This is a genomic window from Acinetobacter sp. ANC_7511 (genome assembly GCF_056779975.1).
Genome location: NZ_JBWYIY010000008.1, coordinates 19,002 through 36,591 on the forward strand (window position 1 = coordinate 19,002; position 17,590 = coordinate 36,591).

General features: G+C 40.6%; 18 protein-coding genes. 16 read left to right on the forward strand and 2 right to left on the reverse strand.

Going from position 1 to position 17,590, the window contains the following annotated elements:
• Window positions 1-127: 127 nt before the first annotated feature.
• The 16 genes from AC1M9L_RS06650 (at window position 128) to AC1M9L_RS06725 (ending at window position 14,663) form a co-directional block, all read left to right on the forward strand.
• Window positions 128-466, forward strand: coding sequence for a hypothetical protein (locus AC1M9L_RS06650; RefSeq protein ID WP_481591677.1), 339 nt, complete (start codon window positions 128-130; stop codon window positions 464-466).
• Window positions 467-583: 117 nt separating this feature from the next.
• Complete coding sequence (locus tag AC1M9L_RS06655; RefSeq protein WP_481591678.1) at window positions 584-775, forward strand: hypothetical protein; 192 nt, start codon at window positions 584-586, stop codon at window positions 773-775.
• Window positions 776-884: 109 nt separating this feature from the next.
• Complete coding sequence (locus AC1M9L_RS06660) at window positions 885-2,162, forward strand: glycosyltransferase family 4 protein (RefSeq protein ID WP_481591679.1); 1,278 nt, start codon at window positions 885-887, stop codon at window positions 2,160-2,162.
• 155 nt (window positions 2,163-2,317) lie between these two features.
• Entirely contained in the window at window positions 2,318-3,589 is a 1,272-nt protein-coding gene (locus AC1M9L_RS06665; RefSeq protein ID WP_481591680.1) for a glycosyltransferase family 4 protein, read from the forward strand.
• A gap of 19 nt (window positions 3,590-3,608) precedes the next feature.
• A complete protein-coding gene (locus AC1M9L_RS06670) occupies window positions 3,609-4,160 on the forward strand; it encodes a phosphatase PAP2 family protein (RefSeq protein ID WP_035265627.1) in 552 nt (183 codons plus the stop codon).
• Between the two features lie 111 nt (window positions 4,161-4,271).
• Entirely contained in the window at window positions 4,272-4,472 is a 201-nt protein-coding gene (gene iscX / locus AC1M9L_RS06675; RefSeq protein ID WP_035265625.1) for a Fe-S cluster assembly protein IscX, read from the forward strand.
• A gap of 109 nt (window positions 4,473-4,581) precedes the next feature.
• The gene (gene ndk / locus AC1M9L_RS06680; RefSeq protein WP_035265623.1) at window positions 4,582-5,013 is read left to right on the forward strand and encodes a nucleoside-diphosphate kinase; all 432 of its coding nucleotides are present in this window, start codon (window positions 4,582-4,584) and stop codon (window positions 5,011-5,013) included.
• Window positions 5,014-5,135: 122 nt separating this feature from the next.
• Complete coding sequence (gene rlmN, locus AC1M9L_RS06685) at window positions 5,136-6,371, forward strand: dual-specificity RNA methyltransferase RlmN (RefSeq protein ID WP_481591681.1); 1,236 nt, start codon at window positions 5,136-5,138, stop codon at window positions 6,369-6,371.
• Window positions 6,372-6,427: 56 nt separating this feature from the next.
• A complete protein-coding gene (pilW, locus tag AC1M9L_RS06690; RefSeq protein ID WP_179998933.1) occupies window positions 6,428-7,228 on the forward strand; it encodes a type IV pilus biogenesis/stability protein PilW in 801 nt (266 codons plus the stop codon).
• Complete coding sequence (locus tag AC1M9L_RS06695; protein ID WP_481591682.1) at window positions 7,219-8,019, forward strand: RodZ domain-containing protein; 801 nt, start codon at window positions 7,219-7,221, stop codon at window positions 8,017-8,019. The genes pilW and AC1M9L_RS06695 overlap by 10 nt, the downstream gene beginning before the upstream one ends.
• An 18-nt stretch (window positions 8,020-8,037) precedes the next feature.
• Window positions 8,038-9,159 carry a flavodoxin-dependent (E)-4-hydroxy-3-methylbut-2-enyl-diphosphate synthase gene (gene ispG / locus AC1M9L_RS06700; protein WP_481591683.1) on the forward strand — a complete coding sequence of 374 codons (1,122 nt, stop codon included), beginning with the start codon at window positions 8,038-8,040 and terminating at the stop codon, window positions 9,157-9,159.
• A 3-nt stretch (window positions 9,160-9,162) separates the two neighbouring features.
• The gene (gene hisS, locus AC1M9L_RS06705) at window positions 9,163-10,458 is read left to right on the forward strand and encodes a histidine--tRNA ligase (protein ID WP_481591684.1); all 1,296 of its coding nucleotides are present in this window, start codon (window positions 9,163-9,165) and stop codon (window positions 10,456-10,458) included.
• Between the two features lie 29 nt (window positions 10,459-10,487).
• Window positions 10,488-11,189, forward strand: coding sequence for a YfgM family protein (locus AC1M9L_RS06710; RefSeq protein ID WP_481591685.1), 702 nt, complete (start codon window positions 10,488-10,490; stop codon window positions 11,187-11,189).
• Window positions 11,189-12,337: an outer membrane protein assembly factor BamB gene (gene bamB, locus AC1M9L_RS06715; protein ID WP_481591686.1), complete on the forward strand. Its 1,149-nt coding sequence runs from the start codon at window positions 11,189-11,191 to the stop codon at window positions 12,335-12,337. The genes AC1M9L_RS06710 and bamB overlap by 1 nt, the downstream gene beginning before the upstream one ends.
• A 170-nt stretch (window positions 12,338-12,507) precedes the next feature.
• Window positions 12,508-13,920 carry a ribosome biogenesis GTPase Der gene (der, locus tag AC1M9L_RS06720; protein WP_035265604.1) on the forward strand — a complete coding sequence of 471 codons (1,413 nt, stop codon included), beginning with the start codon at window positions 12,508-12,510 and terminating at the stop codon, window positions 13,918-13,920.
• Window positions 13,921-14,018: 98 nt separating this feature from the next.
• Window positions 14,019-14,663, forward strand: coding sequence for a 4'-phosphopantetheinyl transferase family protein (locus tag AC1M9L_RS06725; protein WP_481591687.1), 645 nt, complete (start codon window positions 14,019-14,021; stop codon window positions 14,661-14,663).
• A gap of 39 nt (window positions 14,664-14,702) precedes the next feature.
• Here the strand turns inward: AC1M9L_RS06725 and secF are convergent, their stop codons facing one another.
• On the reverse strand, window positions 14,703-15,680 hold the full coding sequence (gene secF / locus AC1M9L_RS06730) for a protein translocase subunit SecF (RefSeq protein ID WP_481591756.1): 978 nt from the start codon (window positions 15,678-15,680) through the stop codon (window positions 14,703-14,705).
• Between the two features lie 7 nt (window positions 15,681-15,687).
• The gene (gene secD, locus AC1M9L_RS06735; RefSeq protein ID WP_035265600.1) at window positions 15,688-17,589 is read right to left on the reverse strand and encodes a protein translocase subunit SecD; all 1,902 of its coding nucleotides are present in this window, start codon (window positions 17,587-17,589) and stop codon (window positions 15,688-15,690) included.
• Window position 17,590 lies beyond the last annotated feature (1 nt).

A 17,590-nucleotide genomic window follows, 5' to 3' on the forward strand; every position in this document is an offset into this window, starting at 1 on the left:
AAGACAACGTCGCTATCCAATTTAAAGGGGAGCAAAAAGGCGATCAAGTTTTTTTAAAGCAGAACAATCGAGTGATGATTCAAATACATTTCAAGAGTTTAAAGAACAGCTTAACTATAAAACGAATGTGTTTAAATCTACATTGGTCAATCATGCGGGTGTGATTCGAACAAAGAAATTCGAGCCTGCTTTTAAAGTAAAAAATATGCCTGATGTGAGTTTTAATTTCTACGGCATATCTAAATCAGAACATCCTTTCAAACAATTAATGACACGTATCGAGGTGTTTGATAAAGCCAATCAAAAAAGCATGCAAATACTTGAAGGCTTTCAATCGTTTCCCAATAGTATTGGTTATATGGATATGAATTTTGATGGTTACTATGATGTAGTGCTCTCTGATCTGTCAGAGGATAAAACGCTTCAAGATCGTCGTTTTATTTACTGGATTTATGATTCTGTTTAACAAAAATTTAAACGTGCAGAGCAGTACGAGCAAATCGTTGGATTTGCACTATTACATGGTGATAAACAGCACATCGATTTTTCTAATGGACAGGTTTATACAATTGTTGAAGGCAGTTTGAAACCAGTTGCAGTTAACGCTGAACAAGAAACTAAACAATTAGAAGATCGGACATCATCAGAATCCTCTGTAGCACTTCAAGGAGAAAACTTGGAAAAACGGATTGAAGAACCACCAGTTAACTCTGGTCAAAAGCAAGAGAATGATCTAGGTAGTGATGTAGATCGTGTTCAAGAGCAAGAGCCTTAAAAATGTGAAAATCTGAATGAGCCTTATGACAAAGCTGTCATGAAACCATCATCATATTGACATTATGTTCTTATAAATTTTAGGGATAACATCAATAAAAGGTGTGATGATGGCACTCCTAAATTTACAAGCAACACAACAAAAAAAATTATTTGAATTATTGGACATTAAAAAAAATACGTCATTTGAGGATTTTATTCTTCTTCCTGATGCTGATCAGCCTAAACGACATCCTCAATTAAAAATTGCCATTGTGACTGAGACATGGTCACCAGAGATTAATGGTGTTGCAAACTCACTGATGAATTTATGTCTGGGTTTGCAGAAGCGAGGTCATCAAATTTTGTTGATACGTCCTCAACCCAAAGTGAAATGTAAAAGGTTTAAACCTGATGCAGAGTGTTGGGTGCATGCTCAGGCGATTCCAAAATATCCCACCTTACAGTTTGGTTGGCCACAGTTTTCTAAAATCTCAAAAGCAGTTGAGGTATTTCAGCCAGATGTTGTGCATATTGTGACAGAGGGGCCATTGGGATTTGCGAGTCTAATGGTGGCTAAAACTCAGAATATTCCTGTTTCAAGTGGTTTTCACTCTGCTTTTCAAGAGTTTAGTCGATATTTTGAGTTTCCTTTTCTCGTTAAACCTATCTCAAAATATTTAACATGGTTTCACAATAAGACAGACGTGACTTGTGTGCCAAGTTTAGATACACAGCATGCTTTAAAACAAATGGGAGTAAGCGGTGAGTTAAGGGTGGTGGGGAGAGGTGTTGATACCCAATTATTTAATCCGAATAAAAGATCGGAGTTGCTCAGAGAGCAATGGAATGCAAATGAGCATACACGAGTGCTGATTTCCGTTGGTCGGTTGTCACCTGAAAAAGAAGTAGACCAGATTATTCGGACTTTTTTGAAAAAGAAAGGTGAGGTTGATCATTATACTAAATTGGTCATTGTCGGAGATGGGCCAGATCGAGTAAGGCTTGAAGCCCTTGCGAATCATCACCCTGATATTATTTTTATGGGAAGTTTGACTGGTGATGATTTGGCATGTGCATATGCCAGTGCAGATGTGTTTATTTTTCCAAGTCAAGTTGAAACCTTTGGAAATGTCGCGCTTGAAGCATTGGCAAGTGGCTTGCCTGTGGTGGCTTATGATTATGCATGTGCCAAACTGCATGTTGTGCACAATGAAACGGGATGGCTGATCCCTCTCGGTGATCTAGATATGTTCGAACGAGCAATGACAGCAACATTGAATCAACCCGATTTAAAAATAATGGGTGAGAAAGCGCATCTTGCAGTTGCTGCAACAGGATGGTTGAAACCTGTTATTGATTTTGAGCAAGCGTTATTTTTTGCTGTGCATCGTACTTTATGTCACTAAATTATTTTGAATTCGTAGTTTCTTGTCGCGTGTTTGAGGGTGGTCGGTGAATCAGTCATCTATTCTAATTATGACAAGTATTTAATGAAATCATCATCATAATGAAATGATCCATCTCTAAAGTAAAAGTATGAAAAAAATACAAAAGAGGTGTGATGATGGGAATCATGGACACTGTATTGCCTAGATCGACAACGCAATATGATCACCAGAGGCTAAAATTTAAAAATCAAAACTCCGATCGGGATGTATCGGTGCTTGAGCAATTGGGGCGATCTAGATTAAAAATAGCTGTCGTTACGGAGACATGGCCGCCAGAACTGAATGGTGTTTCATTGTCTTTACTACAGATTTGCAAAGGTTTACAGAAGCTTGGTCACAAAATTCTATTGGTACGACCTTCACAAAAACAAATATGTTCGGAATTTTCTCCGAACCGTGAGTGTTTGGTGAATGGTCAAACCATTCCGAAGTATGCCCATATGCAATTTGGCTGGCCACAGTATGGCAAAGTGGCTAAAGCTTTTGATGAATTTCAACCAGATTTGGTGCATATCGTGACGGAAGGACCATTAGGTTTAGCGGTACTTCAGCTCTCAAAAAACAAAAAGATTCCTGTGAGTAGTGGTTTTCATTCTGCTTTTCATGACTTTAGTCGTTTTTATGATCTTGCTTTTATGGTCAAGCCGATTCAACACTATCTCAAATGGTTTCATAACAATACGCAATTGACCTGTGTACCAAGTCAGGACTCGGCTGATGCGATACGTAACTTTGGTGTTACATGTCAAGTTGAAGTGATTAAGACTGGGGTGGATGTTGAAAAGTTTTCACCTACTTTTCGAAGTGTACAACTCAGACGACAATGGGATGCTTGTGAGAATACAACTGTGCTACTTTATGTTGGTCGTGTTTCACCTGAAAAAGAAATTCAGGTGTTAATTGATGCCTATTTAAAACTTAAAACACAAACAACGCGCAGATTTAAGTTGGTCATCGTGGGGGATGGGCCCGATTATTCGCGTTTGGTTCGTCAGAGCAAACATACCGATATCATCTTTACTGGAAGCTTAAGTGGTACAAATCTTGCTGAATCATTTGCAAGCGCAGATGTATTTGTTTTTGCCAGTCAAGTAGAGACATTTGGCAATGTCGTGCTTGAAGCGATGGCGAGTGCATTGCCTGTCGTTGCTTATGATTATGCTTGTGCTAAGCAGTATTTAGATGCGGAAACAGCATGGTTAGCACCTTTGGGTGAGCCTGCAACTTTGGTTCAATATATTGTTAATCTGCCCCAGAACAAACGCTTGCATGCAATGGGGATGCAAGCATTGAAAAAAGTACAACAAGTCGGATGGCAACATCCAGTTCAACAACTCGAACATGCATTTTATCGTGTCGTGCAGCAGAAAACGCTCACGGCCTGAACGATAGGAGTAGAGTGAAATGAATTTTAAAAATACCAAAATAAAAATACTCGATCTTGATCTAAGAGGATGTCTCTATTTCAATAATCTATCGCATACACAAAGTATTGCGCTCATATTTAAAATTATTAGTCGGCTCGGAGATGGAGTTTTTTGGTACATGATGGTGGCGTTGGTGTGGCTACTGCAAGGACCGCAATACACTATTCAAATTTTATATATTGTTGTAGCTGCTTCGTTAGGTACGCTGATTTATAAAATTTTAAAAACAAAAACAGTACGTCCACGACCATACCAAGTTCACCAAGTTATTCATATTGGCGAAAGACCACTAGATCATTTTAGTTTTCCTTCTGGTCATACATTGCATGCAGTAATGGCAACAATCGTATTGGGTTATGTAGAGCCTGTCTTGCTGGTGATGATGATGCCATTTACCATTTTGGTTGCTTTGTCGCGCATGGTATTGGGATTGCATTATCCAACTGATGTTTTAGTTGGTGCCTTAATTGGGGCGACGGTTGCAAGTGGTATTATCTTGGCTGCTCCAGCATTGAATATCATATTGTGAGGGTAAGTTGATTGCATGGTAAGGCGTACAAAAGCAATATAATTGTACGTCTTGATTTGCTTTTTGCTAAAATTAAGCCATGAATTCACCAAAGATGATTTAGGAATAAGTATGGGTTTACGTTGGACAGACACCCTTGATATCGCAATTGAACTGTATGAAGCCCATCCAGATGTAGATCCACAATGGATCCGTTTTACTGATCTTCATGCATGGGTTTGTGCGCTTCCAGAGTTCGAAGATGATCCAAACAAATCAACAGAAGGGTTGTTAGAAGCAATTCAAATGGCTTGGATTGACGAAGCTCGATAATTCATCGATCGAAAAAAACCATTTTTTTACACGCGAAAAGCAGATAATCGCGCATTATTCGGTATAATGCGCCAAAATTTTCATGTCAATTTGACTAAAGGAGCCAATCATGGCTATTGAACGTACTTTATCTATCGTTAAACCAGATGCAGTTGCTAAAAACCACATCGGTGACATCTTTGCTCGTTTCGAAAAAGCTGGTCTTAAAATCGTTGCGACTAAAATGAAACATTTAACTCAAGCTGAAGCTGAAGGCTTCTATGCTGAGCACAAAGAACGTGGTTTCTTTGCTGACCTCGTTGCGTTCATGACTTCTGGTCCAGTTGTTGTATCAGTTCTTGAAGGTGAAAATGCAGTTCTTGCTCACCGTGACATCCTTGGCGCTACTAACCCTAAAGAAGCTGCTCCAGGTACAATCCGCGCTGACTTCGCTGTAAGTATCGATGAAAACGCTGCTCACGGTTCTGACTCTGTAGCATCTGCTGATCGTGAAGTTAACTACTTCTTCGCTCAAACTGAGATCGCTCCACGTACTCGTTAATTCGCAGTATTCAAACCAGATAAGTGCTATACTGCTTATCTGGTTTTTTTATTTCTGAAAGATTTTATTGCTTGAAAATTGAGCATGTTCTTTTATCCCACATTATGGTTTAGGTAATACTCATGAATTCTGAAGTTGTCGCTTCATCCGTCAATTTAGATGAACAACAGCCCACTACTGTTCAAGTACAGCAGGCTGATACTGTACAGAAAGTGAATTTACTTGGCCTGTCACGTCCGCAAATGGAAAAATTCTTTGAGGATATGGGGGAGAAAAAGTTCCGTGCGGGTCAGGTGATGAAATGGATTCATCAGTTCTTCGTTACTGATTTTGCTGAAATGACCAATATTTCAGGGAAATTACGTGAAAAACTTGAAAAGATTTGTGAAATTAAAGCACCAGAAGTCGTGCATAAAAACTATTCTAAAGATGGAACACGTAAGTGGGTATTCCGTGTAGGTGATGGTGCGGGTTCTTTGGTTGAAACAGTACTGATTCCTGCTGAGGATAAAACGGGTTCGCGTAAAACCTTATGTATTTCATCACAAGTCGGTTGTGCTTTGGACTGTTCGTTCTGTTCAACAGGAAAACAAGGTTTTCAACGCGATTTAACACAGGCTGAAATCATTGGTCAGTTGTGGATGGCGAACTATTCCTATATGGAAGATGTGCCTGTTGCTGAGCGTGAGCGTTCTGTGACCAACGTGGTAATGATGGGTATGGGCGAGCCATTACTGAACTATGATGCTGTGCTTAACTCAATGCGTATCATGCTTGATGATTTCGCCTATGGAATGTCTAAACGCCGTGTCACACTGTCAACTTCAGGGGTTGTGCCGAAGATAGATCAATTGGCTCAAGACATTGATGTTGCTCTTGCAATTTCATTGCATGCAACCAATGATGAGTTACGTAACGAATTAGTACCAATTAATAAAAAATATCCGTTAGACCAACTCATTGCAGCGTGTCAGCGTTACATCACTAAAGATGGTAATGAAAGTGCACGTAAGCATGTCACAATTGAGTATGTCATGTTAGACGGGGTCAACGATCATCCTGAACATGCACAGCAGATGATTAAGTTGTTGAAAAATTTACCAAGTAAAATTAACTTGATTCCATTTAATCCATTCCCACATGCACCATACGGGCGTTCGAGCCGAAATCGCATCATTTCTTTCCAAAAAACTTTGTCTGATGCTGGTTTTGTGTGTACGATTCGTCAGACACGTGGGGATGATATTGACGCAGCTTGTGGTCAATTGGTAGGTCAAGTGGCTGACCGTACTCGTCGTGCAGAACAATGGAAGAAAAAAGTGCTAGAACGTAATGAAATTATGCGTTCACAAGGCTAGTTGTATCATTTAGATGTGAATGATTAAAAAGAGGGAGGCATCATTTGAGCAAGCCGATGTATAAAAAAATAGTCATGACGATGACAGTCGCTTTATCTGGATTGCTTTTCTTTGGATGCCAAACTACCAGTGGCGATACGAGCAAAAAGGATCCTGAGAAATCAGTGAAAGTTCGTACCCAAATGGCGGCTGAATATATTCGGAATGGGAATTTAGATGCTGCCAAACGTGTGCTTGATCAGGCATTAGAGGTTAATTCGCGCGATTCAACTGCAAATATGATGATGGGGGTGTTGCTTCAGCAGGAAGGAAGTGACATCAACATGCAACGTGCAGATCATTATTTTTCTCGTGCTATTTCAATTGATCCTAAAAATGCGCAAGCACGTAACAACTATGGTACTTATTTGTATCAAGTGAAGCGATATAATGATGCTGTTAAACAGCTTTCAATTGCAGGCGCAACGCTTGGATATGACCAACGTCATCGTGCATTAGAAAACCTTGGGCGGATTTATCTCATTCTAGGGGATATACCGAATGCTGAAAAAACGTTCAAACAAGCACTGCAAGTCAATCGTGACTCGACTGTTTCAATGATAGAGTTAGCAGAGATATTTTATCTGCAAAAGAATAATATTGCCGCGCGTCAGCTATATGAGCAATTTGTACTCAAAGTTGGCCAGCAAAATCAAGGTGCGCGAGCACTCTGGATTGGTTTACGTATCGCACGTGCCAATGGTGATAGAACGGGAATGTATGTGCTGGTGAATCAGTTGCGTACTTTATTTCCAAATAGTCAAGAATTTCAACGTTATTTGCAATTACAGTTCAATACTGAGGCCGTATGGAAGTAAATCCTAATTCACAGCAACCTACTGGTTCAAACGTAGCACCTAATGCTTTAGGAAATATTCAACGCCCTGGCGAGTATTTGCGTCAAATCCGTATTTCTCAACAACGTGATCTGGTCAAAGTTGCTGGTGATTTGAAAATGCCAGTAAAAACGCTTGAAGCGTTAGAGCAAGACGAATACAAATCGTTGCCAGAAGCGACTTTCATTAAGGGATATTATCGTTCGTATGCGAAGTATCTCAAAGTTGATGCCTCTGCTTTGATTCAACGTTTTGATGAAATCTATCAAAATGATACAGGTTTACTGCCAAATCATGCTTTGAACAATTCTCCAATTAAAATTATGGGGAAACTTCCTGGCTCGAAAAGCGTACGTAATCGCAAGTGGATTAAACGCATCGTGATTGCGTTAATTATTTTGGGCGTGGCTTGGCTATTAATCTCCGCAATCCAAAAATGGGCTGCTAAAGGCGATTCGTCAAACTCTGATACGAATCAATCCAACAATGTCCAAATTCTGACCTTAAACAATGGTACAGGCACGACTGAAGCAGTATCAGGCGATACGATGAATCTCAGTTTTAGCCGCCCTACATCAGTACACATTGTGGACAGTACGGGTAAAGTTTTAGCAACTGGACGCCAATCAACTGCGATTAGTTTGAATGGACAGTCTCCATTCCAAATTCGATTAGATGATGCTCAAGCCGTTTCATTGAGTTTAAATAATGAAAATATTTCATTGTCACCATATACCGTAAACGGAAAAGCTGAATTCCGTTTATCACGTTAATGGGTTAAAGGTAAAACGATGATCGAGAATCCGATTCGACGCAAACCAACGCGTAAAATTCGCGTAGGTTCTGTGTATGTGGGTGGCGATGCGCCAATCAGTATTCAAAGCATGACCAATACTGAAACGTGTGATGTAGCTGCAACAGTTGCACAAATTCAACGTTGTGTGGATGCGGGTGCGGATATTATGCGTGTGTCTGTACCGAGTATGGAAGCCGCTACTGCTTTTGGAGAAATCCGTAAACAAGTGCAAGTTCCACTCGTTGCCGATATCCATTTTGACTATAAAATTGCTTTAGCTGTTGCAGATTTGGGTGCAGATTGTCTGCGTATTAACCCAGGGAATATCGGTTCAGAAGCAAAGATTCGTGAAGTGGTTGCTGCGGCTCGTCACAACGATATTTCAATGCGAATTGGAGTCAATGCAGGCTCTCTCGAAAAAGATATTCAAAAGAAATATGGTGAGCCAACAGGTCAAGCTTTGCTTGAGTCAGCAATGCGTCATATTGATATTTTAGATCGTTTGGATTTCCAAGAGTTTAAAGTGTCAGTGAAAGCATCGAATGTCTTTTTGACGATGGATGCTTATCGTTTGTTGTCACAACAAATTGACAATCCTTTACATTTAGGGGTGACTGAAGCTGGAATTTACCGTACTGGTTCGGTGAAGTCGGCAATTGCACTGGGCGGATTGTTAATGGAAGGCATTGGCGACACTATGCGAATTTCATTAGCAGCGGAACCTGAGGAAGAAATCAAAATTGGTTTTGATATTCTTAAATCTTTGGGCTTACGTTCAAATGGTATTAACTTTATTGCTTGCCCAAGTTGTTCACGTCAAGAATTTAATGTCATCAAAGTGATGCAAATGCTTGAAGAGCGTTTGGAAGATGTACGTACTCCAATGGATGTTTCTGTCATCGGGTGTAAAGTCAACGGTCCTGGTGAAGCTAAAGAAGCTGATATTGGTGTAGTGGGCGCAAGTCCACGTTCACTGGTGTATCGTAATGGTGAAAAGAGTCATTTAATTGACACAAATCAATTGGTTGACGAAATCGAAAATATGGTTCGTCAACGTGTTAACGAGCTTGAAAAAGCTAAATCAAAAGAGATTATTCGCACAGGTTTTTCTGAGTAGATCATGAGTTCAATCGTCGCAATCAAAGGTTTTAATGACATTCTCCCAACGCAAACCCCAGCTTGGAGACGTCTTGAACAGCATCTGTCTGGTTTGATGGATGCCTATGGCTATCAACAAATTCGTTTGCCGATGGTTGAACAGACAAACTTGTTCAAGCGTTCTATTGGTGATGCAACGGATATCGTTGAAAAAGAGATGTATACGTTTTTAGATAAAGGTAATCCTCCTGAGTCTTTGACTTTACGTCCTGAAGGTACTGCGGGTTGTGTACGTGCTATGCTCGAACATAATTTGCTTCGTGGTGCGACACCGCGTGTTTGGTATATTGGACCGATGTTCCGTTATGAAAAACCGCAAAAAGGTCGTTACCGTCAATTCCATCAATTTGGTGTGGAAACGTTTGGTGTTGCAACTCCTGATCAAGATGCTGAACTGATTTTGATGACTGCGCGTCTGTGGAAACGGATGGGTGTTGCGGACAAAGTTCAATTAGAGCTTAATACTTTAGGTGAGTCAGATGAGCGTGCAGCTTATCGTGCAGCCTTGGTTGAGTTTTTAGAATCACATAAGTCAGATTTAGATGAAGATTCGCAGCGTCGTTTAACGACGAATCCACTGCGTATTTTGGACTCTAAAGATGCTAAAACTCAAAGCATTTTAGAAAATGCGCCTAAACTTCATGACTTTATGGGTGAAGAGACGCTGGCACATTTCCAACAATTACAGCAATATCTAACCGATGCAGGTATTTCATTTGTCATTAACCAAAAGTTGGTTCGTGGCTTGGATTACTATAATAAAACTGTATTTGAATGGACGACGACACATCTCGGTTCACAGGGTACGGTTTGTGCTGGTGGTCGTTATGATGGTTTAGTGGGTCAGTTAAAAGGTAAACCAGATCAATCGGTTCCTGCGGTTGGTTTTGCAATGGGTATTGAGCGTTTATTGCTTCTTTTAGAACAAGTAGAAGACAATACACCAGTACGTGATTGTGAAGTATTTTTACTTGCAGATCCTTCGACGCAAGGTAAAGCTTTAGTTTTGGCTGAGCAAATTCGAGATCAACTTGAAGCTGCAAGCAGTTCAGTGCGTCTGAAAGTTGGCTCTCAAGGCTCGATGAAAAGTCAAATGAAAAAAGCGGATCAGTCTGGTGCAATTTATGCCTTAATCTTTGGTGAGCGTGAAGCTGAGGTGCAACAACTTTCAGTCAAAGCGTTGGCTACAGCAGAGCAGACACAAGTAGCGGTCAATGACATTGTGCCGTTCATCATTGATAAACTATCTTCAAAATAAATTTAAGAACATAAGGAAAGGGCGATCATATGAGCGCAATGACTGACGAAGAACAACTGCATACAGCAAAGTCGTTTTTTAAGAAATATGGATCGGCGTTGATTACGCTGATTCTTCTTGCCCTGATCGCCTTTTTCGGATGGGAATATTGGAAGAAGAAAAACGCAGCAGAAGATCAAATACAGACTGCTAAAGTACAGCTCTTAGTTGATGAAGCGAAAGCTGCAACAACTGATCCTAAAGTAGCGACTGCTTTGGATGGAACTGCAGAAAAAATTGTAAAAGAAAATCCTGATTCGATTCATGCGGTTCAAACGCAATTTGTAATGGCAAAATTGGCTTATGATCAAGAGAATTATGCCAAAGCTGAACGTGAATTGAAAAAAATTGAAAATGCTCAAATCAAAGATGAAGGTTTACAACACATCATTAAGCTTCGTTTAGCAGATGCTCAACTGGCACAAAAAAAATATGATGAGGCTTTAAAAACACTGTCTGGGTTAAATTTGCCCGCTTTCAAAACAACTGTAGATGAAGCACGTGGCGATATTTATATTGCTAAGAATGATATTGAAAATGCGAAAAAAGCTTATCAGAGCGCATGGGATAACTTAATTGCAACTAAACAAGAACGCCAAATCTTACAAATTAAACTCGAAAGTGTTGGCATATTAGTAGATGATCCTGAAATTGAGCGCCCAATTTTAGATATACAAACGGATGAGTCTTAATGGATAGAAAGTATAAAATTTCTTTTGTTCTAGCGACATTGTCGTGTGCACTAATGGCGTGTACAAGCAATACGGTGAAAGAAGAAAAGGTGAAACCTAATCCGTTGCCTAAAATTCAGCAATCGGTGAGCTTAGCACCTATTTTTTCACATAACGTTTCAGCGACGGATACTGCTGATCCATTGCGTTTGAGAATGGCGAATGATCAAGGTGTTTTATACTTTTTAGATCCTAAGGGACAGGTTTCTGCATATCAAGGTAAGCAGCGTGTCTGGGAAAAACAAGTTACAAAGCTTGGTTTAAGTTCAGGTGTTGAAGCGGCCAATGGGTTAGTGATCGTCGGCAACAAGAAAGGTCAACTGTTTGCTCTCGATCAAAAAACGGGTGATATCCGTTGGACGGCGCAATTAAGTGGTGCAATTTTGAGTGCGGCGCTTATTCAGACTGGTCGAGTGATCGTTGTTGCAAATGACGGTACGGTGTTTGGTCTGGATGAAAAAACAGGTCAACAAGTGTGGACCTATCGTATGCCTAACGAACAATTGAGCTTACGCGGTCAAGCTTCACCTGTGCGCTTAGACCCACGAACAGTGTTAGTGGCCTCGTCAAATGCATACGTGTACGCAATTGATAGTCTCACTGGAACTTTGCGTATGCAAAGACGTGTGGCAGTCAGCGATGGTCGTTCTGATATACAGCGTTTAGTTGATGTGGATGCAGATCCAATCGTTGCAGGACAATTGGTTGTAACCACTAGCTATCAAGGCCAAGTCACTGTACTAGATCTAGTTTCGCAACGTGTGATTTGGAGTGAAGATGCAAGCAGTATTAATCGTGCTGAAGTTGCAGGTCGCCAAGTCTTCGTCACGCAAACAGATGGTAAAATTGTATCGTTTGATCTGGTGACGGGTCAGCCGTTATGGACTAATGATCAATTGCTTAACCGTCAATTAAGCAACCCCGTAATGTTAGGTCAGTATTTAGTGGTAGGTGATTATGAGGGGGTACTCCACCTTATAGATCCTAAAAATGGTCAACTTGTTGGTCGTGAAAAAACGCGTGGTGAAGTACGTTCGTTACGTGTAGTAAACAATCAGCTTTACTCAGTGACACGTACAGGCGCACTTACAATTTGGCAGAATCGTTAATTTTTTCTCTGCTTATGGTAAACTAGTCGCTGAATACATATTTTAAGTTCGGGGTGTTGAATTTTCAGACCCCGACATTTTTATTTTTAAGTAGATGATTCGTCTAACTTCTTCCACAGTTTCTGATGCTCAGGCCAATTGAGTTGGCTGATCTTGTTAAAGGTTAATCTATGAAACCCGTTATTGCGCTCATTGGTCGTCCGAACGTCGGAAAATCAACGCTGTTTAACCAGATTACCAAAAGTCGTGACGCGCTTGTTGCAGACTTTGCCGGTCTTACTCGTGACCGTAAATATGGTGATGCAGTTTATCAAAATAAATCATTTATCGTTGTAGATACTGGCGGTATCGGTGAAAACGAAGGTGGGATCGACTCTTACATGGCAGAGCAGTCTAAAACTGCGATTCATGAAGCAGATATGATTATCTTTGTTGTCGATGCGCGTGCAGGTCTTCTAGCTTCTGATGAACAGATTGCGCGTGAGTTACGTACACTCGGTAAAAAAGTATTTTTAGTTGCCAACAAAGTCGATGGTGTCCATGCAGAGGCAGCATTGGTTGAGTTTTTTAAGTTGGGTATGGGTGAACCGATGCAAGTGGCTGCAAGCCATGGGCGTGGTGTTCAACAAATGCTCGAAGAAGTGCTTGAAGATGTGCCAGAAGATGACCTAAGTGAACAGCGTGATGAAGATACTGGGCTTCGTCTAGCGATTATCGGTCGTCCGAACGTAGGTAAGTCAACATTAGTTAATCGCCTGTTAGGTGAAGAACGTGTCGTTGCTTTTGACCAGCCTGGTACTACACGTGACTCAATTTACATCCCATTTGAGCGTGATGGTCGAAAATATACGCTCATTGACACTGCCGGTGTTCGTCGTAAAGGTAAAGTGGATGAAATGATTGAGAAATTCTCAATCGTAAAGACTTTACAAGCAATGAAAGATGCCAACGTTGTCGTTGTTGTTGTTGATGCGCGTGAAGGTATTGTTGAGCAAGACTTGCATTTGATTGGATATGCGATTGAAGCTGGTCGTGCGATGGTGATTGCGATCAATAAATGGGACAATATGTCAGAATATGACCGCAAACAATGTAAATTGGATGTTGAGCGTCGTTTTGACTTTATTCCATGGGCAAAAATCCATTTAATTTCTGCTTTGCATGGTACAGGTGTGGGTGAGCTTTATCCTTCAATTCATCGTGCATATGAATCTTCACGTTTGAAAGTATCTCCAGCGAAAATCACTGAGATCTTAAAAGATGCAACAGACGCGCATCATCCACCTAAAGTTCAAGGTCGTGCAATTAAAATGCGTTATGCGCATATTGGTGGTCAAAACCCACCTACGATTGTGATTCACGGTAATAAAGTTGATAAAACCCCAGCTGACTATCGTCGTTACTTAGAAAACGTGTTCCGTAAAGTGTATAAACTTGAAGGTACACCTGTAAAAATTGAATTCAAAACTTCAGAAAACCCATTTGAAGGTCGTAAATCTCAAATTGATGAACGTACTGCGGCACGAAAACGTCGTTATGTGCAGAAGTTTAAGAAAGCCGAGAAGAAGTTCAAACGCGGTTAATCAATTGTAAATTCAGTTCAGAAAGCCCAAATGTGAAGTTTGGGCTTTTTTTATGATGCGAATAAATTAAGATAAATGGAATCATTGAGAACCCTATTATGACCCGTCATATTCAAATTGATATTTCAAAAATTTCTTCTTTTTTTCAAGTTCCTGAAAATCTCACACGCACAGAAGAAATCAGTCTTAGAAAAAACATGATTCACCAATATCGCAACAGCTTACTAGGAAGTAAATTAAACAGAACAATAAAAAATGAGGATATTGACCAAACAAAAGATGGAAAACCTTTTTTGAAGGAATTTTCAAACTTTGAGTTTAATCATAGTCATAGTCAACATTATTATGCTTTAGCTACCTCACATCGCATTCGAGATTTGGGTGTGGATATTGAGGAGCTGAATCGATCAATTCGATTCGAAGCCTTAGCCAAACATGCATTTCATCCACTGGAATATGCGATATGGGCAGAATTGGATTTTGATTCTCGCTATTGGTTTAAAGTCTGGACCATTAAGGAAGCAATTTTGAAGGCACATGGGATGGGAATCCGCATGAGCTTAAATGAGTTGAATACCAATGCCCATACCACACACATGGGTGGGGTTTGTGAGCATCCAGTCTTAGGGGTATTTGCTTATCAGAATTTTGAAATCATGGATTGTATGCTGACAGTCGCATGGCGAAGTGAATACTCTTGCCGTGGTTTTGCAATTCCTCAAATTCAAATCACTCAACATTAAAAAAGCCCATCATTTGATGGGCTTTTTTGTACTGAATGTTTATTGAGGAATTTCTTCTTCCTCTTCAAATTCAGGTTTTACTTGAACAATAAAGTCTTGGCGGTTCAGACCACGCCACAATGCAAATGCAGTACCGATATAAATCGAAGAATATGTTCCGACAAAAACACCGACAAACATTGCAATCGAGAACCATTTCAAACCATCGCCGCCCATGATCATCATAGCAACGACCACAAGCAATAGCGTCATCGAAGTGTGGATGGTACGACGTAAGGTTTCAGTCAATGCAATATTGATGATCTCAAGAGGTTCTGCCCCACGAATTTTACGGAAGTTTTCACGAATACGATCCGAGACAACAATATTATCGTTTAATGAGAAGCCAATAATCGCAAGCAGGGCAGCCAGCACGGTTAAGTCAAATGGCCACTGCATCAATGCAAAAATACCAAGAGTCACGATAATATCGTGAAATAACGATAGAACTGCACCCATTGCCAACTTGAATTCGAAGCGAATCGTCACATAAATCAGCATGATAATCAGTGCTAAAGCCACAGCACCTGCTGATTTAACGTAAAGTTCGTTTCCAACTTGACCACCAACAACATCCACTTTTGGAACAGTGACTGGATTATTGTCTAACTGAACTGCAGTGGTAATTGCTTTGGTTAAATCTTCCGCTTCAAGGTCTTCTTGAACAGGCATACGAACCATTAAATCTCGTTCAGAACCTAAGGTTTGAACTACAGCATCATTGAAACCCGCATTACTTAATGCTTGCGTAACTTCAGAGGGTTTTACAGGATTGGTATAATTCAATTCAGCTGCAACACCACCAGTAAAGTCTAGTCCTAAATTAAGACCTTTGGTCGCAATAAAGAAGATACTTGCAATAGTGAGGATGATTGAAAGCCAAGCTGCTGGCTTTGCAATCTTCATGAAAGGAATTACGCGTTCGTTGTCTGGACGGCCGTACTGTTTTGATTCGAGTTGAGTATTTTCAGTCATGATAGATCTCCTAAATGCTCAACTTTTTCAAGTTACGTTTTTTACCGTAAATGATCTGTACAATTGCACGGGTTACTGTAATCGCAGTAAACATCGAGCAAACAATACCAATCATGAGTGTCACGGCAAATCCTTTGATCGGACCAGTACCAATGGCAAAGAGGATAAATGCAACAAGGAATGTGGTTAAGTTCGAGTCAAAGATGGTGTTATAAGCTCGATCATAACCTGCAACAATCGCCTGTTTAGGCGATGCTCCCCATTTGATTTCCTCGCGTATTCGCTCGCAAATTAGAACGTTTGCATCCACCGCCATACCGATGGTAATAACGATACCTGCAATACCTGGCAGCGTTAATGAAGCACCGATCCAAGACATAACCGTCAAGATCATGGCTAAGTTAAATACTAGAGCGAAGTTCGCAATGACACCGAATAAGCGGAAGAATACCACCATCCAAATTGCGACCAAGATGAATCCAATTTGAGTGGATAGTACACCCTTATCGATGTTTTCTTGACCTAAGCTTGGACCGATAACACGCTCTTCAACAAAGTACATTGGCGCAGCGAGCGCACCTGCACGAAGCATTAAAGCTAGCTCAGCTGCTTCTTGAGGTGAATCTAAACCAGTAATACGGAACTGTGAACCCAGTACTGCTTGAATATTTGCTGCATTAATGACGACAGATTCAGTATATGGTGTGCGTACTTCAGTTTGTGCACCTGTTTCAGGATCTTCAACGTAACTGATACGTTGTTTATTCTCAATGAACAGTACCGCCATACGCTTACCAACAGCGCTACGAGTCGCATCTGACATTAACTTACCACCTGCATTATCAAGGGTAATGTTAACTTCTGCTGTACCACTATCTTGTCCAAAGCCTGAAGAAGCATTTTGTACACGCTCACCCGTCAGAATACGATTACGGTTAAGTAAAAGTTCACGACCACTGTCTAAAGACTCATAGGCGAATACTTCTGTCCCTGGAGGTAAGGGTTGACCATTATATTTCCCTGAATAAGGATCAATATATTGATCATTTAGATCAGACACCAAACGGAATTCTAAGTTTGCTGTACGACCTAAGATACGTTTTGCTTCAGCTGTGTCTTGGACACCTGGTAATTCAACCACAATACGGTTGCTACCTTGGGTTTGAACCAATGCTTCTGCAACACCAAGTTCATTAATACGATTGCGAAGTGTTGTTAAGTTTTGATCTAACGCATATGACTGAATTTCTTGCTTCGTGGTGTCTGTATAGGTTAAACGAAGACTGGCACCATTTTCAGTTGCAAGTGCTTGTTGAGTATATTTATTGCCGTTACGACGAAGTTGATCCATCGCTGCTGCACGATCTTCATTGTTAGCAAATTGAACAGTGATCGCATTGTTATTTAGTGAAAGACTATTGAATTTGATCTTGTTCTCACGGAATTCGCGTCGCAAGTCAGCAGCCGAAGTTTCCATACGCTGCGCAATCGCTTTGTCCATATCCACCTCAAGGAGGAAGTGGACACCACCGCGCAAATCAAGACCAAGTTTCATTGGTCGTGCACCGATTTTCTGTAACCATTCAGGTGTTGTTGGTGCGAGGTTTAATGCAACAACATAGTTTTCACCCAGACCTTCACGTAGGATATCTTTTGCTTTTAATTGGGCTTCAGAACTGTCTAAACGTAGAAGGGCAGCATTTTGAGTAAAGCTGTTATTGTGGGATTGGATATTGTTGCTTTTTAATAGTTGCTCTGCTTTTTGAATCACTGTGTCATCAATGACAGAACCAGCTTTTGCACCAGAAATTTGGACAGCTGGTTCATCAGGATACAAACTTGGCAGGGCATATAATGTACTCACGACTAGTACAACTAGAATGAGTAAATATTTCCATGCTGGGTAACGCATT